This is a genomic window from Paenibacillus sp. FSL K6-1122 (assembly GCF_037977015.1).
Lineage (GTDB): Bacteria > Bacillota > Bacilli > Paenibacillales > Paenibacillaceae > Paenibacillus > Paenibacillus amylolyticus.
Genome location: NZ_CP150272.1, coordinates 1,612,411 through 1,630,422, shown reverse-complemented (window position 1 = coordinate 1,630,422; position 18,012 = coordinate 1,612,411). Strand labels below are relative to the sequence as shown.

The following is an 18,012-nucleotide window of genomic DNA, read 5'->3' as shown; positions in this document are numbered from 1 at the left end:
GCTATACAGATTGAGAAATAAATAAGTGCAGGTTATGATGTGGAGATATATGCTATGGGATGATTTATAGAGAGGAATGGAACAACTGTATGGAATCCAAACTACTTCAAAAATTAAAATATGCTTCACAATTAACAGCACAGGAGAAACATATTGTGGACTATATTCTGAACAATCCCGAAGTTGTATTCGATTCCACTGCCCATGAACTGGCTCAGCAGACCTATACAAGCTCATCCACCATTGTTCGCTTATGCAAAAAGCTGGGTACCAAGGGGTACCCAGACTTTCAGCTCAAGCTTGCTCTTGAATATCAACAGATACCTTCCGCGTTGCAGACGCAGGATCATGTAATTGCAGAACAAGGCAACGTGCTGGCTGCCATCGACTCAGTTCCTTACCTGTATCAGCAGGCGCTAGATGATACGCGCCGGATGTTAAATGCTCCTGTTTTGCTACGAATCGCGAGCTGGGTCAAAGAATCCGTACGTATCGATATCTATGGCAGTGATATGAATTATTATCTGGCTCAGCAGGCTTGTGCCAAGTGGAATGAACTCGGCATATCTGCGATTGCTCATAATAGTCCCAACATGCATTACTTGAACACGATGAATCCCAACAGCCTGACGCTGTCTTTTGTTATCTCACACACAGGTGAGAATCAATCCATGATTGAAGCTGCCAAAGTGCTGAGGAACAAACAGATGAAAGTCATCGCGGTCACAGGCAACAACCATTCAACCCTCTCCAGACATTGTGATGAAACGCTGCTGGCTTATGGATACAATGAACAATTAAGGCTATCCAAAATGTCTTCGATGGTCTCGGTACTCTACATTTTCGACATGTTATACATGGGGAGCATTAGCGATACGTATTAACGATTAACGCTGGTCCGCTGCAAATACAATTCCGGCATCCTTACGCGCACTCATGAGTACACTCATCACAGATTGGCTGTGTTCGAGTAGTTCGTAACACCGTTTGTGATCCCCATTTGCATGGATGTCCCTGAACGCTTCCCACTCATAATACAGCCAATTGGATTTGGTCTGCGCATTATACGCCTCAGCAGGCTCATTCCCGATCTGAAGCTTGATCTCCCGGCAACCGTTTGCTCCTCCCACAACCTGAAGATAACCTTTCTCCCCCTGAATGAGCACAAAGTTCATGCTGTTTGTGTCTTTGGCACCTACACATTCCGCAATAAACTCCGGATACTTAAGAACCACTACTCCTGACGTATCAATGCCGTTTGCATGCTGGTTCGCGGTATACGATACGGTATTCGGACTGCCAAACAGATTCATGACCAGATGCAGATTATAAATATTGATATCCATCAGCGCGCCACCAGAGAAATGTGGATTGAATACGTTCGGCGTTTCCCCTGCAAGCAGATCATTGTATTTGCGCGAGTATTGACTGTAGTTACACTGGATGAGTTTGATCGGACCAAGCTTTGGTAGTTGCTCCTGTATGACTTTAATATTGGGCAGATGAATGTTGGAGATGGCTTCAAACAGCAACAGTTTCTTTTCTTGTGCAAGTGCAATCAGCGTTTCTGCTTCCTGAAGCGTGGACGTGAACGGTTTTTCGCAGACGACATGTTTGCCATGTTGAAGTGCCTGATAGGCCTGTTCGTAGTGCATGCTGTTTGGTGAAGCAATATATACGAGATCTACATTTGTATCTGAAAATAGGGATTCCAGGTCCGTATAGATGGTATCGACCCCATACTTACCCGCAAGCTCCTGTGCTGTCTCTCTCTTCCGGGAGTACATCGCTGTACACGTAACATCTTCCAGCTCATTGATCGCAGATAAAATGGCATCTACAATGGACCCTGTACCAATCGTTGCTATATTCAGCATATCGTTTCGCTCCTGTCGTTGGTTGTTTGTCAGTTGGCTCTCTTCGCTGCTTCGATTCCGTCATGTAAAATATCCAATACATATAAAACCTCTTCATCCTTGACCGGTTTATCACCGTTATGTCGAATGGCTTGAAGCAGTTGATCATATAAAATGCCATAGTCTGTCGCTTCCGAAGGAACTTTCTCCGTATGTGATATTCCCTCATCGTCCACATAACTAATCGTACCCCAGTTATTCTCCGGTTCAGCTTCAATGGATACCCTGGTTCGTCCATCTCCATTTTTCGTTTGATGTCCGCTGCTATATTTAACAAAGCTCCCTCGATCCCCGTGTACCATGAATTTTGGATGTTCGATCTTCACAAGCAGACTGCACTTAATCGTGGCCTTCATTCGTCCATAACGAAAATCAATATCGATATAATCATCGGATTCACCCGGCGCGATCAAACTCCGAACATCATAATTAATACGGTCAGCTACGCCATAGATGGAGATTAACTGATCGATCGTATGCACGGCCAAGCCATGCATCAATCCAAATTCACTTCTCGCATACTGTGGGTGAAAATAATCATAGTGGGACTGGATTTCAACAATATTCCCCAGTTTGCCGCTCTCAATCACTTTCTTCAATGTCAGAAAGTCACCATCAAATCTGCGATTTTGATTTGCCATGGCGATGAGATTTTTACGATTGGCTAGTTCAAAAATATCTTTGGCTGCCGCAGAAGTGGAGGCAAAAGGTTTCTCCACCAGTACATGTTTCCCGTGTTCCAATGCCAGCTTGGCGTACTCTACATGACTATCCACATGGGTAGCGACAACAATCAATTCAATCTCATCATCCTGCAATATGTCTTCGATATTCGTTGTAAAAGTAATCTCGGGATAAAGTGATTCACGCTCTGTATCGCCAACCCGATCTTCCTCCCGACGGTATATCGTCTTCACCTTGATGTTTTCTTTTTTGTCCAGATAAGGCAAATGATAATTCACCACTGCATTCCCAAATCCGATGATCGCCACATTCATTAACATGATCGCTCACTCCTCTGCTCTGGTTGAGTGTAATGTTATCACGATCAAGTCAGGCGGAGAATGCTTTGGGACGGGATTGGCAGCATCATGCGCAATTTGATTTCAGGTTTGAATGACTATGAAATTCAATTTCATTCTCTTCTTTTTTCATGTTTGAGAGCTAACATATCTTCCATAGTTTACCGATATAACATAAGGAATTAACAACATACATATAGAAGAACGAAGGGGACGATGAACGAATGAAAACAGGGTATACATACGTACAACGCACCATCTGTACATTGCTGTTATTTGCACTCATTGCAGCAGTGACATTGGGAGGTGGAACCGCAGCCGAGGCAGCTTCACTTAGCCAATCCACAGTGTATTATGAGTCCGACGGAGTTTTGTACAAAGTATCCGCGGATGGCAGCAATACAACAGAAGTATTAATTGATTTCCAAGGTGTGGACTTGCACGCGGCAGGCTCATATCTCTACTACACGCAGACTGCTTCTTCCACAACATTGCTTCGGGTTCCAAATGACGGGTCCAGCGATGCGGCAGAGACATTTGCTACAGATGTACTCAGCTATTACACGGATAACGGATTCATCTATTATCTGGATGCTACAGGTACCATTTATCGTGCGAATGGCAATAGTGACGCTTCATCTGTCACCAAGATTGCTGACAAGGCTGATACCGACTTCCCATTCCTCCTGGTAACCAAAGGGCGTGCCTACTATAATGCGTTGGTTAATGGAAACACGTGGATCGTGTCCAAAACGTCCAACGGTGCTGGAGCTGTGCAGCGGATTGCCGCAGGCGCAGTGGAAGGACGTTATTTTACGAATCAAGCCAAAAACGTACTGCAACTGATGGTAAATACAGACCCCTACGAGGAGTTTTACTCCACCAATGCTGTTGTCATGTATAAGGTGAACTACAACACTGGCAAAGCGACCGCTGTTAATCCCAAAGCCAAACTGGATGTGAATGCTGTATATTCCGGTGGTTGGGGAAACAATCTTTACGTGTATAACAAAGGAATCGTTCTCGACAGCAATAAGGATTATAATTATGCCAAAGGCAAAGCGTTTGCGTTAACCACTTCAGCCAAAACACTTCAACTTCATAACAAGAGCGTTCGTGAAGTAAGTGCCTTAGGTACAGACAAGGTTGTCCTTATTGATGCAGACAAAAAGGCTTATGCCAAAACGGTCTCGGGCAACAAAGTGACCAAGTCTGCCAATCTGAACCTGAACAATGTAACGTATGTTGCGAATCAATTGACCAATGGTACATCTACGGCTGCATACATCTCGGGCAACAACGGACTCTATTCGGTTAATACAGCCCTCAAGGTAACGAAACTTACCGGGGACGAATGGGATGCATTCCATATCAGAGATGATGTTGCGGGCCTCTTCTACATCAATGCCAAAGATCAATATCGCTTGTATCACGTGCAAACGGGTGGAACAGGGAAAAAAGTAATGAGTGACGTTTTCCTCGACAATATTCTATTGGTGACACCGTACTAACATATCATGTTGATTCAGGCGTATAGCCCATTCAACGGACATGTCCATAACAAAAAGGATTACCATGCAGCCATAACGGCTCTTGGTAGTCCTTTTTTGGTTGTCGAAAACTATTTTTCAAAAATATCTTCCATATGAGAATGATAATTGTTATCATTAAGAAAAATAAGACAAAAGGATGGTCCGTATGACTGAACAGTTTCCCTTCATTGCTGAAACCTCATCTCTACCGCTCCTCTCCTCCATGTGCCGTGTGCGTCGTGGGGAGAATTTCCGTGTGCAAGGCAAGACGGTGTCACGGCCCATGCTCTGTCTTATTTTGCAAGGAGACGGTGTTCTGGTCCTGAATGATACAGTCTATACGGCGCAAGCGGGCAGCTTGTTTGTACTGAAGCCAGGAACAACCATCGAGGCCGCTGCACGCTCGAATGTTACCGAATGTATATTGCTAAGCATGGATACGGTATGTTTGCAGCAAGTGCGCGGTGAATGGAAAATGACCTCTTCACCTGCCTTCCCGCTGGATTGGGAGACAGGCAGGTTGCTGGTTCGTCATGAGCAGCAGGCTGTATTACGTTTGGAACAACTGTATGAAACCTATCGCGGTCTTCAACCGGATCATTTTATCAGCATACATAGCCAGCTGCATGAGCTGCTGCAGTTTCTCTCAGAGAACCGGCTGGAAGCCAATCATGAGAAAGTGGACCCTGCCTTGGAACGCAGTATTATGTATATGCGACGTTACATGAGTGAAGGAATCAGCATGGATCAGCTTGCCAAGATTGCTGGACTCACGCCCAGCTCTTATTCACGCAGTTTCAAGAAGGCCAAAGGCATGTCACCGACCGATTACCTGAATCGTTTACGTATAAACGAAGCCAAAAAACAGCTGACAGAGGAATCCTGTGTCCTAAAAGACGTCGCGGTATCTGTCGGGTATGGCAATGAGTATTATTTTAGCCGCAAATTCAAACAAACCTTGGGGATTGCTCCCAGCGTATATATGAAAAGAGATCAACTTCGCGTAGCTACGGCATCCATTATGGGATTTCATGAGAACTTGGCCTCGCTTGGACTGCGCCCGGTAGCTGTGCTGGAAGGTGAAGGTGTGTTTGACCGAGAATCGGATGAATATGAACAAGAACGCCGATTAACCAGACAATTCGATCAACTTCGGCAGGCGAAGCCAGACTTGATCATCGGTGACTTTTACCACAAGCCCTATTACGATCGCCTGAAAAGTATTGCACCCACCATCATCTTGGAGTCTACCGATGACTGGAAAGAGAACCATATTCGCATAGCCGAACTGGTCGGACGTGAGAAACAAGCGTTGCTGAATTTCAAAGAACTTGAGTTTCGCAAGCTTGAAGCAAGCCTGAACCTGCAACCCTATTTCGGACAAAAACGGTTGGCTCTGATGGAGATTACGAACCAGTTCATTCGCTTACAAGGGACTGGCGAGCATCCATTAAATAACTTGTTGTATGCTGAATTGGGACTTCAGCATGCTCAGCTTGTATCTCCCGAAAGTTCCAGAAATGAGTATGTAGCGGATAGTATTCCCGTGCTGGACACGGATTACCTGTTAATCCATCGTGCTTCGCTTCAACCTGCCAGTGAAAAGGTGTTCCGACGCATGAAACAAACGGCATCGTGGAATCGATCCCCTGCTGTATTGTATGGTAACGTTCACGATATTTCGAACTGGCAACGGTTATGCTGGACCCCGGGTGGCCGGTTGCAGATTCTGAACGAACTGGAACAGATTACTCAGCAGTCTGTAGTCTTTCCTCAGGCAGGTCTGATCGGACATTAGATGTGAACATAGGTCGATACGATGGGCAAGATTATCTTTTACATCATGTTCCTTCATTAATAATTCAGTAAGATATTGCACAGGCCAAAGGGCCCTCTCCTATAACGGAAAGGGCCCTTTGCATGTAATTATGAATGTTCCTTGATCTCTTCCTTCGGAACAAGCTTGTATATCTCTTCATTTTCCATGGTATCAATCAACCGATCCAACCATTTGTAATATGCTTCCGCTTGCAAAACTTTGTGTTTGTCTTCCATCAGAATGTGGATAAGTTCAGCGTCTGCCTGCTCATCCAGACCTTCGACTAACCGATTCAGTTCTTCAATTGATTTGCGTAGAATCTGAAGGTTACTCTCCACGGCTTTTCTCCATTTAATCGCAAAATAATCCGTAAACGTCTGATGCCAGTCGTATTCCACTTCATATAGGTCTTTTCTGGAGCCCTTGCTCCACACTTTATTTACCATTTTCAAATCCAGCAGTGTTCGTACACCTGTACTCATACTCGTTTTGCTCATTTCCATTTCCCGTCCCATATCGTCAAGGGTCATTGGTTTGTCTGCAAAAAATAGCAATCCATATAAGTGTCCCGTCGACAGCGTAACGCCGTAAAGATCCATATTACGTCCAATGGCTTCAATGACGCGCTTACGAATCTTCAGCACGGTTGCCTGCTGTTCCTCTTGTAAATGGTCCAAGCCCATGCTTGCAACCTCCATTCTGAACATTCCACAGTCTTTGGCGAAATAATTGCAACACTTTAAAAGTCCTGCTTACATGGGAAAGCACTCGGCCGGACATCATATATGCCAGAGGGCTTTCATTCACCCAATGTATGAAAATGGGAACTTTACCAGGCTACAATTGCCTATGACTATCTTTTAACCAAAAAATTCAGCTTCAATTCAGCTCATTTTCTATTGTAGGAAAAGCAATGTCAAATGTAAAGCTGCCTTATTAGCCAGAATAAGGAGAATGACGGAGTATTTGGACGAAAAACTTTGTACAGTTTTTACTGTACAAACATTATGTACTGTTTATTCGGTTGATATACTGGTTAAGTATTGTTAGACTTAAAAACGTTACCCAGAAAGACGGGAAGCGAAGCAACAATTACCGGATTTCGTGGCTGGGCGCATAAGTGTATGGGCTTATGGATGCTGAAAGCCGTTCGAAGTGCACAACACATCAGAAGGGGTGAAAACATGACCATACTTGAAGTGAAAAACGTAAGTAAATTGTTTGGACCCCAAACCGAGCAAGGTCTGCAATTACTGGAGCAAGGTTGGGGTAAAGAAAAGTTGGCCAAAGAAAAACAGATAACGGTTGGTGTCAACCGGGTCAACATGGACATTAAGGAAGGCGAGATTTTCGTTATTATGGGACTGTCCGGGAGTGGTAAATCCACACTGGTTCGGATGTTCAATCGTCTGATTGAACCAACATCCGGAGAAATTCTGGTCCATGGTAAGGATCTACGCAAGATGAACAAAGAACAATTGCGCGAAGTGCGCCGGAAAACAATTAGCATGGTCTTCCAAAAGTTTGCGTTGTTCCCGCACCGTACCGTTCTTGATAATGTGGAGTATGGATTGGAAATACAAAAAGTAGATAAGGAAGTACGCCGGGAGAAGGCAAAAACCTCACTTGAGCTGGTTGGCCTTAAAGGCTGGGAAGACAAAATGCCAGATGAACTTAGTGGCGGGATGCAGCAACGTGTCGGCTTGGCGCGTGCACTTGCCAATGACCCGGAAGTACTACTGATGGATGAAGCCTTCAGTGCACTTGATCCATTGATTCGCCGTGATATGCAAGATGAGTTGATCGAGCTTCAGGATAAAATGAAAAAGACCATTATTTTCATTACCCATGACTTGGACGAAGCGCTGCGCATCGGCGATCGTATTGCCCTCATGAAAGACGGCGCAGTTGTGCAGATCGGTACACCGGAAGAAATCATGATTCAACCGGCCAACTCATATGTGGCCCGCTTCGTCGAAGACGTGGATCTGTCCAAGGTCCTCACTGCCGCTCACGTCATGCGTCGCCCTGAGACAATCACACTTGACCGAGGTCCTCGGGTAGCCCTCGAACTCATGCGCGAAAATGGTGTCTCTAATCTGTTTGTCATTGACCGTTCGAAGAAGCTGCTTGGTGTCATTACTGCAGAAGATGCAACCCGTGCAATGCGCGAAAATAAAGTATTAAATGACATTCTGATCACGGACGGGCCGACGGTGTCGCCTGAAACCCTGATTCATGAATTGTTCGAGATTGTAAGTTCAGCCCATGTGCCGCTCGCTGTTGTTGGTGAGAATGGCCGTCTGCAAGGTGTTATCGTCCGCGGTGCCCTGCTGGGTGCACTTAGCGGTGAAGTTGCAGTAAAGGAGGAACTTGAGAATGATTCCCAAAATACCACTAGCATCGTGGATTGAATCCATCGTTGACTGGATGAGCTCCTCGCTCTCCGGATTGTTTAATGTAATCTCTATTGTTATTCAGGCAGTAGTTGGATTCTTCTCCGGGCTGTTCATGCTGCCCCATCCACTCCTGTTCATTGCCATATTGGGTGTTCTTGCGTTCCTCGTAGGACGACTCCCACTGACACTATTTACGGTTATCGGGTTCTTGCTCGTAGATAACTTGGGATACTGGTCCCAATCGATGGACACACTCGGCCTGGTTATCACTTCAGGATTGGTTTCGATCCTGCTTGGTGTACCTGTCGGAATCTGGCTTGCATACAGTAAAACTGCGGCGCGTATCATTACACCGCTGCTTGACTTCATGCAGACGATGCCTGCATTTGTCTACTTGCTGCCTGCGGTTACATTCTTTAGTCTAGGTGTCGTTCCAGGTGTTATCGCGTCCGTTATATTTGCGATTCCGCCAACGATTCGTCTGACTCACTTGGGGATCAGACAGGTATCTAGTGAATTGGTTGAAGCAGCTGATGCATTCGGCTCAACTTCCATGCAAAAGTTGTTCAAAGTACAGCTTCCACTCGCTTTGCCTACCGTGATGTCCGGTATTAACCAGACCATCATGCTGTCACTGTCCATGGTTGTTATTGCATCCATGATTGGTGCACAAGGTATTGGTGCGGAAGTCTATCGTGCTGTAACACAGCTTCAAATCGGTAAAGGTTTCGAAGCCGGTCTGGCCGTTGTTGTACTCGCGATTGTACTGGACCGTTTTACACAAAATGTATTTATGCCAGGTCGCAAAAAGACCTCACGCATTACAGCCAAGCAAAAAGCATGGATCACTGCTGCGGCAACATTCCTTGTGCTTGTAGCTGGTTTCTCACAATACTTCGTTGGTGGCACAACTTCGGCTGGCGGCAACAACTCAGCTGCCAATGCTGTAGGTCAAGAAGTGAACTATCAGATTATTGGTATCGATCCAGGGGCTGGTATCATGAAGTCCGCTGCAAAAGCGATCGAAGACTATAAATTGACTGACTGGACTCTGATTGAAGGCTCTGGTGCAGCCATGACAGCCACGCTGGACAAAGCGATCAAAAATGAAGACCCAATCATTATTACAGGTTGGACTCCGCACTGGATGTTCAACAAATATGATCTTAAATATCTGGAAGATCCAGAAAAATCTTTCGGTGATGCTGAAGAAATTCATACCATCGCCCGCAAAGGTCTGAAAGAAGATCACCCTGTTGCGTTTGAATTCCTGTCCCGTTTCCAATGGACATCGGATGAAATGGGTGAAATGATGACTGCTATCCAGGATGGCACATCCGCAGAAGAAGCAGCTAAAGCTTATGCTGAGAAACATGCCGATCAGATTGCAGAGTGGACCAAAGGTCTGACTCCAGTGAACGGTGATGCATTCAAACTCAGCTATGTGGCTTGGGATTCCGAAATCGCAAGTACGAACTTGCTGAAATATGTGATGGAAAACGAATTGGGTTATAAAGTTAACGCTCTGCAAGTCGAAGCCGGACCAATGTGGACGGGTGTTGCCTCAGGCGACGTAGATGCCTCTCCAGCAGCTTGGCTGCCATTGACACACGCAGACTACTGGGAACGTTACAAAGACCAGGTGGACGATCTGGGGGCTAATATGACAGGTGTACGTACAGGCCTCGTGGTTCCTAAGTACATGACTGAAGTAAACTCGATTGCAGATCTGGAGACAGGTGCCGCTTCTTCCACTCCATCGGCAAGTGCTAATGTGGGCGAAGAGGTTAATCACCAGATTGTTGGTATTGACCCGGGTGCAGGTCTGATGAAGGCCACAGCAAACGCCATTAAACATTATGAATTGTCTAACTGGAATCTGATTGAAGGCTCCGGAGCAGCAATGACTGCATCGTTGGACAAAGCTTATAAAAATGAAGAACCCATCATCGTTACGGGTTGGACTCCACACTGGATGTTCAATCAGTATGATCTGAAGTATTTGGATGATCCCGACTTAATTTTCGGCGATGCAGAGGAAGTTCACACGGTTGGACGTAAGGGAATCAAGGAAGATCATCCCGTTGCCTATGAGTTCTTCTCTCGTTTTAATTGGACTGCAGATCAAATGAGTGAAATCATGGTAGACATTCAAAAGGGCGTTTCGCCTGAAGAAGCTGCCAAGACTTATGCGGAAAAACATCCGGACCAAATTGAAGAATGGACCAAGGGGTTAACCCCGGTTAAAGGTGACAATTTACGTCTCGGTTATGTTGCATGGGACTCTGAAATTGCGAGTACCAACCTGATGAAGTATGTGCTTGAGACGGATCTGGGTTACACAGTCAAAGCACTGCAAGTCGAAGCTGGTCCCATGTGGGCAGGCTTGGCAGCAGGTGATATCGATGCTTCTCCAGCCGTTTGGCTCCCGCTTACACATGGGGACTACTGGAAGACATATGGAGACCAGATTGAAGATATCGCTGTCAGCATGACAGGAGTTAAACAAGGTCTGGTTGTTCCAACGTACATGGATATCAACTCTGTTGAAGACTTAAAAGATAATTAAACCAGATTGAGATGGATAAACCTGAATTTGGTAAAAGACCACCGAAATTTTTCGGTGGTCTTTTTGAGTGTAACTTTTACTTGGGAATGTCTTCAAACATAATCAAAGCCTGAATGTACCTGAAGTGCCGTTAAAGTGGATTATCTCCCTTTTAATGAAAAGCTTCGCTCTGGATAGGATCAGGAGTCAGCTACTCACCCACGATTGGAGCAGAGCAAGTACAAGCGCTAACGAATCGGAGACGTCTTATTCAAGGATATAAAGTGATTCCAGAAATCTAAAGAACCTGAGACACGTTATATCAGATTAAAACAGTCGTTTGCAGTGTTTTTGTTAGAGATTCCAGTAAATAACGTGTCTGATGTTCCTTACTTTGTAAAAAGAAGAGCTGAAGGCGAAATAAGGCGTCCTGAGTTCCTTGGAAAATTTCTCCCTTTCCCCAGGGTATAAAGGCTTGAGCTTCAAGACATTTTAAAATGCTAATCTCCACACCCGAACTAACCTCGAAAATCTCAAGCATAAAGCTAAACGTACTAATCGTTACCTTCTACATTAAAAGCTGTAAAACTGAATTATGTACTCACACCCTGCAATTTTTTTCTCTTTTCCTACACTTTACCAATCAGCAACAATAGTACCCCAATGGTAATCATGACAACACCGAGAATACCATACACCACTCTTGCGCCCTGCCGTCCAATGGTCTTCACAAAAATTCCTGCTCTAAAGCTCTTCATAAACCAATCCCAATTGTTGATACCACCGAGTAAACTAAAAATCCCTGCCGCTATGGCAAATAGTGCGATTAAAACGGGTTGATCTTGCATTACGTCAACACTCCTTCAATATAATCCTGTCTACTATACCTTCACTTGGTGAAAATTAACAGGCATTAATTGGGCGTATCTCAAAACTCGCTGAAGTGCATCTTTCACCGCCTTTTCGCCCCCTGCTGCGTCACTTTCCCTTGACGTGCCCCGGCACGCCTGCAGAAAACTTCCTTGCTTGAAACGAAAATTCGGCAAAATCTACTTCCTTCGGAGTTTTCAGACACGCCCTAGTAAAAAAAACAGCTTGCAGATGGAAGTCTGCAAGCTGTTCTAAACCGTCTATATCATGCGTTTTATTGTTTTTGCAACTCGCTTGCTGACAATAACAAGGTTACCACTTCAGCACGTGTTGCTTCAGCGAGGGGGTTAAACATATTTTTCCCTGTTCCCTTCACCAGTCCTGCCTCATATGCAGCAGCGATATATGGAACAGCCCACGCCGGTACTTTATCTGCATCCGCGAAACTCAATGCCGGATTGGATTGTACCGGAAGACCGAGTGCTCTGACGAGCATAACCGTCATCTCTACCCGCGATACTTTACCCGATGAACGGAACGTATCATCCGTATATCCACTAATGATGCCTTGATCCACTGCCTGAGCAATAAAGGATTGCGCCCATGCAGGTATCCCGGCAGCATCCTTAAACGTCAATGCTTTGTTGCTGGCTGGAAGTTCAAATGCTCTGCCCAACATAACAATGAATTCGGCGCGTGTCGCTGGTGCATTCGGACGGAAATTACCGTCCTGATACCCGTTCACAATTCCCCGGGAAATGGCCTGCTCAATGGCAGCAGCTGCCCAGTGATTTCCGATGTCCTTCAGGTCTATACCCGTTGTGGTTGGATTAGTACCTCCATTACCAGGAACGGTTGGCGTAGTTGGTTTTGTAGGATTGGTTGGTGTAGTCGGTGTGATTGGAGTTACAGGCGGAGTAGGTGTTGTAGACCCTCCACCACTGTTACCACTGCCCGGATTACTTCCATTATTGCCGCCACCATTACCAGGATTGCTTCCATTTCCGTCCCCCGGAAGTGGCGTACCTTTCAGATCCGTGCTGCGTCCTTCCGTCACTTGATTCACATTACCTACACGGTCTAGATGTTCATGGAAGATTTCATAATCGACCAGATTTAATTCGTAGAATCGATTATCATCTTTTGCCGTTCTCATAGCACGATAGAAGTCTCCACCGTTAGCCATGAATGAATTGGTAGCGACGATATAATACCCGTTCGGATCGATATCCGAGTAGGTACCATCTGTATTCTTAATCTGAACTTTGATCACACGTTGACCGACTTGGGTCACGGTATTGGTCGTTGCATCAATTTTCTCGCCTGGTTTCGTGGAATCGTAGTAGAAACGCATACCCGCTACTTGCGGAAAACGCCCTTCTCCCGTTTCCACACCACTAACGCCATTTTCCAACGCGGCTGTGATTTCCTTGCCTGTCATTTTCAACGCAGACAGATTATTACCGAACGGCATCACAGTCAGGAGATTGCCCAGCGTAATATCACCTGTCTGGAATGAAGCACGAATGCCACCGCCGTTCTGGATCGCGACGTATCCTTTGACATCATTCTCCTGCACAATGGATTTCACTTTCTCCAGCATACCGTCTGTCATCAGGTTTCCTAGATTGGTTTCCTGTTTCCGCACATTGCCCCGTTCTCCATCCAGGAAGACATTTGTTTTACCGATAACCGTTTTCTTGAACTGTTCCAGCTGAGGCGCATATTCTTTCAGCTTGTTTGCGGCTTCCACATCATCGGCATAGACGAATTGGCCGTTAGCATCTTTGGCATCCAGACTCAATAATTTGCCGTTCCACTTCTTCAATACGCCTGCTTCATCAAACGTAACATCCAATTGACCAAGAGAAACGTCATATTCCCCAGTCTGCACAACCAAAGTTGGGTCCGCATGGGTATCCACCAAAACTGGTGCGTTCAGAATGGTGTGTGAATGACCACCTACCACAATGTCGATTCCTTCTACGGCTTCAGCTAATTTCAGATCCTCAGAGTAGCCAAGGTGAGTCAAAGCAATGATTTTATTAATACCTTCATTTTGCAGCATTTGTACAGTTTCTTGTGCATTTGCCTTGTAATCCGCAAACTTCAAGTCATCTCCTGGTGAAGAAAGAGATACCGTATCAGGTGTTGTCAGTCCGAAAATACCGACTCGCTCACCATTCACTTCCGTAATAATCGCCGGATAGATTTCAGCTTTCTCACCCGGATCACCGATGCTATTGTTGTACAAACCACTCAAGCTCGCATCCTTTGAATAATCAATATTAGCACTTACAAACGGGAACTCTGCTTTTTCAATAAATGCTTTCAGTACGCTTGGACCTTTATCAAACTCATGGTTACCAAAGGTCATGGCATCATATCCGATCATGTTCATGAACTCCAGATCAGCCAGACCATTAAACAGATTGAAGTACAATGTACCAGAGAATACGTCCCCTGCATCCAGCACCAGGGTATTATCATTGCGCGCTTCCTTAATTGCCGTTACTCGGCGTGGGATGTTATCCAGATGCGCATGCGTGTCGTTTGTGTGCAGTACGCGCAGGTTGAAGTCCCCTTCTTCCACTGGATCTCCAATACTCAATTGTGCAAGCAATGGATCATGGTCGCTCACTCGTCCATCTGCTGTCTCAAAATCGGCATTCACATGTACCACTTCGATGGCTGCCGTCTCAGTCAGATTTTTACTCACCAAAATGTGATCCAGTGTCTGGGAGTTTCCATCATAGATGTAGGAATACCGCTGATTTTCTGGCAGTTCGTTTACCAGATTGTCCAGTTCATTACCTTCAACAATGTTCAAAGTATTCGAGAATTGGAAATCATTAAAATCACCAAGAACAGCGACATTTACCTCATGGTCTTTGTTCAGTAACTCTTTCACAAACCCATTCACCAATGCAGCTTGCTTCGCACGTTGAACTTCACTGCTTCGAGTGGCAGGTTGTATACTTCCAAAAGGTTTCAGGTCTCCACCTTTGGAATTGAAGTGATTGGCAATCACCACTACACGTTCACCATTGAATTCGAATTCAGCAGCGAGCGGTTTGCGGGAGCTGGCGAACGCCTCGTCCCCTGGTGCAATACGACCCGGATTATTGGAGAGACTGCCGTCAGCTTTGACTGTGATCGCTGTCGTAGCATTTCCTTTTCCGATACCGTTAGCGAACGATACACGGTTCGGCTGATAAAGGAACCCTACACGAATATTGGCACCAGGTGCCCCGCCATCCTTGTTATTTTCCGGAGAAATCTCACTATATCGATATGTTGGTCCGTTGTTCGTTTTGATTGCATCAATTAGCGTCTGAAAACTCTCATTGGACGCTGTTGTACCCGTGTCGGCATCGCCATCGTTATCCTGAACTTCCATGATGCCAATGATGTCTGGCGTGTTCAGATTATCCACGATGATTTTACCGATTTTACTGGCTCGTGTTGAATCTTTTTTGCTGAAGTTCTCCACATTAAACGTAGCAATGGTCAGTTTATCTGCCGCTTGTTCAATGGAAGTAGTCGCTTGTTTCGTTTCTCCCGGGATAACTGCTGGTAAATTCCCTTCAGGACTCACCTTGAAATTTCCACTAGAGTAGGTCATTACTCCGACTACATTACCATCCAACTTATCGCCTGTTTTTACTGCTTTGGAAGGTTTCTTGCCGATAAATAGACGCTGCGGATTGAGATCACTCTCATTCATATCTTTCTTGTTATCGGTCAGAATAACACCACCGTTAGGTGTGCGAAGTGGATTATTCTCACCATTATCCACAACAACGGCCAGACCCGGTTGACTGGAGTAAGGACCTATAATTTCAGGCTTTTCCAGTTCAACACGCATGCCTTCCAAACTTTCAAAAAAGTCTATAGCATCCGTCTCGGGATTAAATTCTGCAAAAGAGTCTGAGTCAATGACGGTTGGAATTACACGTCCATTGACACCCAACTTCACAGGTGCAGGTAGATCTACCTTATCTATTACTTTTACAATGGCACTCGCCGTAATCTGCGTGGTGGTTAATTCGTTAACCGCCCCATATTCCGTAACTTTCCCAGATACCTTCACCTGATTGCCAACGATAACTCCATGACTTGGTTTATAAACCTGAATGGCTTCGGATGTCCGGTTATCATCGTCCATCTCGCCCGGAAGCTCTTGCATGTAAAAACTGCTTGTACTGACAGAGGTAACAATACCTTCAATATCCTTAACATCGTATCCGTTAAAAACAGAGGTATGTCCTGCGCCCTGAATATCATGGATACGCACGTTTTCTTTATCAGGAAGTACTTGATACGTAAAGGTGTACACTGCACTGGATTGTCCATTAAGAATGGCAACAGCCTTGATTACGATGTCTTGATCAATCAATATCGGACTACTATACACGGCGGAAGAAGAAGTAGGCTCTGTATTATCCGTCGTGTAATGTACAACTGCACTCTTGGCTGGAGAGGTTAATGTGACTTCATTGTTCCGGGGAATCCCGCCAGATGGAACACTTGCCATCACAGACAGGCTATTTTCTACAACATCTGCGGCTGTTCTAGGCAAAATCTCTAATCCGTAATTACTGTTGAATGTCAGAACACCCTGCACATATTCGTAGGTTTTGCCAACAGTTAGCGCGGTAGGAGAGTTTTTGGCATAAATCGTCATCTCAGCACCATGACTATCCGTAGCGTAAAACGTCGAACTACTGCCCCGTGTTACCTGAATATCTCTTACTTCGACAAACATTCCCTCGTACTTTTCGCCCGGACCTTTGTTACTTTGGTCTGCTGGTCTGACAAAGTCTGTGGACACCATATTTTTGGGTCCGGGGAGTGTCACATTTTGCTCAGTGACCTTCATGTATCCTTCGGTAAAACCTGACTTATCCTTCTCGATCTGGACGAGTCCGCTGTAGTGGGTAATTGGACCATATACTTCAATGCGATCCCCCACATCAACCTGATTCTTCGCTCGGACTACAATGCCAGCCTCTTCGTCTTGGATATAATAATTCGTGAATTCTCCGGAGAGTTCACTGTACGTTACGACACCTGAAACGGCTACATTTGTATTTGGTGCAAGGACTCTCGCATCAGCAATGGATATGATTCCAGTCTCGTCTGCTTCCTGTACTTCTGAGTTATCCGTCTCAACTGGTTCTTCACTTTCAGTTCCATCAAAATCACCATCTTCGTTAGTTGGTGACTCTGTCCCCTCGAGGTCTGACGATTCTTCAGTTGGGACAGTATTCGGTATGGAAGTCTCCTGAACACTTGTGTGCGGCTCTTCCGTTACTACACTTTCCTCATCAGCATATGCGGTGCTACTTAATCCACCTATTGGTGCCGCACCTGTAACGACAAGAACGAAAACCAGAAACCCTTGTGCCCAACGTTTCACTTGCTTGTTGTTCATTCGTACTACCCCCATGTTTTCAACTTGGCAATCATTTGTTCAGCCAGTTTGTACATTAGTTCAAATATAAGATAACTGAATAACAGACTTGTGTAAACAATATTTCTTCGTTATGAAAGAAAATAGAACACTTATATCACATTTTCTAAACTAACCTCTATAATAATGAATAAATAGTACTAACTTTTAACTAAAAACACGTTATTAAGCCTATTAAAGTTATATAAATGTTAGATATACGGTTACTTAACGTCAATTAAATTGACATTTATACTGAATATATATACGAATTCGACATTTAGTAACAGTACTCATTTCTTTAAACCCACTAAAACCTGAGTCTTGAGACATGCATTTTCACATGATAAAACGATATGTACGGATCACTTTAGATCACCACATTAACTGAGTATAAAAGAGAACTATTAAGCGCAAAATCAGTATGAGTTAATAGAATGTTAAAAAAAAA

General features: G+C 45.0%; 10 protein-coding genes. 5 read left to right on the top strand and 5 right to left on the bottom strand.

The window, feature by feature from the left end:
- Nucleotides 1-89: 89 nt before the first annotated feature.
- Nucleotides 90-884 (top strand): MurR/RpiR family transcriptional regulator, encoded by a 795-nt coding sequence (locus NSQ20_RS07095; protein ID WP_340032174.1) that lies wholly within the window; start codon nucleotides 90-92, stop codon nucleotides 882-884.
- Nucleotides 885-887: 3 nt separating this feature from the next.
- On the opposite strand, the gene NSQ20_RS07090 is transcribed toward NSQ20_RS07095, so the two are convergent.
- Nucleotides 888-1,874, bottom strand: a complete 987-nt coding sequence (locus tag NSQ20_RS07090; RefSeq protein WP_340033005.1) for a Gfo/Idh/MocA family oxidoreductase — start codon at nucleotides 1,872-1,874, stop codon at nucleotides 888-890.
- Between the two features lie 32 nt (nucleotides 1,875-1,906).
- On the bottom strand, nucleotides 1,907-2,920 hold the full coding sequence (locus NSQ20_RS07085; protein WP_340032173.1) for a Gfo/Idh/MocA family oxidoreductase: 1,014 nt from the start codon (nucleotides 2,918-2,920) through the stop codon (nucleotides 1,907-1,909).
- A 242-nt stretch (nucleotides 2,921-3,162) separates the two neighbouring features.
- On the opposite strand from NSQ20_RS07085, the gene NSQ20_RS07080 reads away from it, so the two are divergent.
- Nucleotides 3,163-4,449, top strand: a complete 1,287-nt coding sequence (locus NSQ20_RS07080) for a DUF5050 domain-containing protein (RefSeq protein WP_340032172.1) — start codon at nucleotides 3,163-3,165, stop codon at nucleotides 4,447-4,449.
- Between the two features lie 187 nt (nucleotides 4,450-4,636).
- A complete protein-coding gene (locus NSQ20_RS07075; protein ID WP_076319094.1) occupies nucleotides 4,637-6,268 on the top strand; it encodes a helix-turn-helix domain-containing protein in 1,632 nt (543 codons plus the stop codon).
- 128 nt (nucleotides 6,269-6,396) lie between these two features.
- Here the strand turns inward: NSQ20_RS07075 and NSQ20_RS07070 are convergent, their stop codons facing one another.
- On the bottom strand, nucleotides 6,397-6,972 hold the full coding sequence (locus NSQ20_RS07070) for a transcriptional regulator (protein WP_036611216.1): 576 nt from the start codon (nucleotides 6,970-6,972) through the stop codon (nucleotides 6,397-6,399).
- 501 nt (nucleotides 6,973-7,473) lie between these two features.
- On the opposite strand from NSQ20_RS07070, the gene NSQ20_RS07065 reads away from it, so the two are divergent.
- Nucleotides 7,474-8,703, top strand: a complete 1,230-nt coding sequence (locus tag NSQ20_RS07065; RefSeq protein WP_036611218.1) for a glycine betaine/L-proline ABC transporter ATP-binding protein — start codon at nucleotides 7,474-7,476, stop codon at nucleotides 8,701-8,703.
- Nucleotides 8,669-11,257, top strand: coding sequence for a glycine betaine ABC transporter substrate-binding protein (locus tag NSQ20_RS07060; RefSeq protein ID WP_036669017.1), 2,589 nt, complete (start codon nucleotides 8,669-8,671; stop codon nucleotides 11,255-11,257). Before NSQ20_RS07065 ends, NSQ20_RS07060 begins: the two co-directional genes overlap by 35 nt.
- Nucleotides 11,258-11,865: 608 nt before the next feature.
- On the opposite strand, the gene NSQ20_RS07055 is transcribed toward NSQ20_RS07060, so the two are convergent.
- A complete protein-coding gene (locus NSQ20_RS07055) occupies nucleotides 11,866-12,084 on the bottom strand; it encodes an immunity 17 family protein (protein WP_036669013.1) in 219 nt (72 codons plus the stop codon).
- Nucleotides 12,085-12,380: 296 nt separating this feature from the next.
- Nucleotides 12,381-17,543 (bottom strand): S-layer homology domain-containing protein, encoded by a 5,163-nt coding sequence (locus NSQ20_RS07050; protein ID WP_339197705.1) that lies wholly within the window; start codon nucleotides 17,541-17,543, stop codon nucleotides 12,381-12,383.
- Nucleotides 17,544-18,012 lie beyond the last annotated feature (469 nt).

What these genes read in the sequence shown, in the direction of transcription:
- NSQ20_RS07095 (WP_340032174.1), top strand. Translation starts at nt 90, where the DNA reads ATGGAATCCAAACTACTTCAAAAATTAAAATATGCTTCACAATTAACA.
- NSQ20_RS07085 (WP_340032173.1), bottom strand. Translation starts at nt 2,920, where the DNA reads ATGTTAATGAATGTGGCGATCATCGGATTTGGGAATGCAGTGGTGAAT.
- NSQ20_RS07080 (WP_340032172.1), top strand. Translation starts at nt 3,163, where the DNA reads ATGAAAACAGGGTATACATACGTACAACGCACCATCTGTACATTGCTG.
- NSQ20_RS07075 (WP_076319094.1), top strand. Translation starts at nt 4,637, where the DNA reads ATGACTGAACAGTTTCCCTTCATTGCTGAAACCTCATCTCTACCGCTC.
- NSQ20_RS07070 (WP_036611216.1), bottom strand. Translation starts at nt 6,972, where the DNA reads ATGGGCTTGGACCATTTACAAGAGGAACAGCAGGCAACCGTGCTGAAG.
- NSQ20_RS07065 (WP_036611218.1), top strand. Translation starts at nt 7,474, where the DNA reads ATGACCATACTTGAAGTGAAAAACGTAAGTAAATTGTTTGGACCCCAA.
- NSQ20_RS07060 (WP_036669017.1), top strand. Translation starts at nt 8,669, where the DNA reads ATGATTCCCAAAATACCACTAGCATCGTGGATTGAATCCATCGTTGAC.
- NSQ20_RS07055 (WP_036669013.1), bottom strand. Translation starts at nt 12,084, where the DNA reads ATGCAAGATCAACCCGTTTTAATCGCACTATTTGCCATAGCGGCAGGG.
- NSQ20_RS07050 (WP_339197705.1), bottom strand. Translation starts at nt 17,543, where the DNA reads ATGAACAACAAGCAAGTGAAACGTTGGGCACAAGGGTTTCTGGTTTTC.